The sequence below is a fragment of the Delftia sp. ZNC0008 genome, assembly GCF_000799035.1.
GTDB classification, from domain to species: Bacteria; Pseudomonadota; Gammaproteobacteria; order Burkholderiales; family Burkholderiaceae_C; genus Comamonas; species Comamonas tsuruhatensis.
The window spans coordinates 1-1,688 of sequence record NZ_JTKZ01000861.1 but is presented as its reverse complement, the minus strand read 5'-3'; the positions used below and the strand labels follow the sequence as shown (position 1 = coordinate 1,688).

Below are 1,688 nucleotides of genomic sequence, written 5' to 3'. Positions count from 1 at the left end.
CCGCGTCAGGGCGCGGCGTGTCTGGTCCACGATGCGGTCCAGCGTGACGGCGGGCGCCAGCGAATAGTTCAGGGCCACCACCACGGCGCCGGCGCGCGTGAAGGTGGGCGCCATGCTGCTGGAGTCGTCCTTGGACAGCAGCCGCCAGTAGCCGCCGTGGATGAAGAAGAGAACAGGGGCGCCTGCCGCCCCGGTTGCTGCCGGGAAAATGTCCAGCAGCTCGTCGGCATGCTCGCCATAGGCCACGTTCAGCGCGCAGGGCAGGCTCTGGCGCGCGGCCCGGCTGTCGTCGGCATAGGCCTTGATGATGGGGGTGATGTCGGGTACCGTCGCGCGGGCGTTGTACTGGACATCGAGTCCGGCGCGGTCGTAGTGACGGTAGAGTGCGGGCATTGGAACGGAGATGGCGCGAAATGGTTTGTATGGCAGGTATTGGTACAAGTCCCAGACTTGTTCTGCAAAATACTTTAAACCTAAACTAAGACCCGCGCCAACCGTTCCAGCCCTTACAGAGTTTCCCGTCCAGCGTGACGGAAGACTGCCTCACCACCGATCGCCATCCGCGCGGCCCGCGCAAGGAGCACAGCAGCATGCGTTTCCTCACCCCCTTCCTGGCCGCAGCGGCCCTGGCCCCTGCCTTTGTTCCCGCGCTCGCGCAGGCGGACACCATCAAGGTCGGTATCGCCAACGATATTTCCGGGCCGTTTGCCGCGCTGGGCGCCGAGGCGCGTGACGGCTTCAACCTCGCCATCAAGCAGCTGGGCGGCAAGCTGGGCGGCCAGCCGGCCGAGTTCCTGCAGACCGACATGGGCGGCAACCCCGACCAGGCGCGCCAGCTGGTCACGCGCTACATACAGCGCGACAAGGTGGATTTCTTCACCGGCCCCATCGGCTCCAACGTGGCCCTGGCCGTGGGCCCGGCGCTGTTCGGCGCCAAGGTGCCCTACCTGTCCAACAATCCCGGCCCCAGCCAGTTCGCGGGAGCGCAGTGCAATGCGTTCTGGTTCGGCACGTCCTACCAGAACGATGCCTTCCACGAGGCAGCCGGCAAGCTGGCCGCCGACCGTGGCTTCAAGAAGATGTTCATCATGGCGCCCGACTATCCGGCCGGCAAGGATGCGCTGGTCGGCTTCAAGCGCGGCTACAAGACCGCGCCCGGCGAAGAGGTCTACACCAAGCTGGGCCAGATCGACTATGCGGCCGAACTGGCCCAGATCCGCGCGGCCAAGCCCGATGCGGTCTATATCTTCCTGCCGGGCGGCATGGGCATCAACTTCGTCAAGCAGTTCGTGTCCACGGGGCTGTCGCAAAGCGTCAAGCTGATCGGCCCGGGCTTCTCGGCCGACGAGGACGTGATCCAAGCCGTGGGCGAGCCCATGCTGGGCATGGTCAATACCGCGCAGTGGGCGCATGACCTGGACGTGCCGCAGAACAAGGCCTTCGTCGAGGCCTTCCGCAAGGAGTACAAGGGCCGCAACCCCTCGGTCTACGCGGCCCAGGCGTATGACGTGATCATGGCCATGGATGCGGCGGTCAAGCAGGCCGGCGGCAAGGCCTCGGACCGCCAGGCCATTGTCAAGGCGCTGGAGAAGGCCGACTACGCCTCGGTGCGCGGCCCCTTCACGTACGGCAAGAACCACTACCCCATCCAGGCCTACTACCAGCGCGTGATCGAGAAGGATACGCGG

At 65.7% G+C, this 1,688-nt stretch carries 1 protein-coding gene and 1 pseudogene; one reads left to right on the top strand and one right to left on the bottom strand.

Features of this window, described 5'->3' with window-relative positions; genetic code table 11:
- Positions 1-393 (bottom strand): annotated as a pseudogene (locus L995_RS27640) (alpha/beta hydrolase fold domain-containing protein); the annotation flags it as partial.
- A gap of 197 nt (positions 394-590) precedes the next feature.
- Here L995_RS27640 and L995_RS27635 point away from each other — a divergent pair.
- The coding region (locus L995_RS27635) for an ABC transporter substrate-binding protein (RefSeq protein ID WP_047474556.1) at positions 591-1,688 on the top strand (1,098 nt) is incomplete at its 3' end.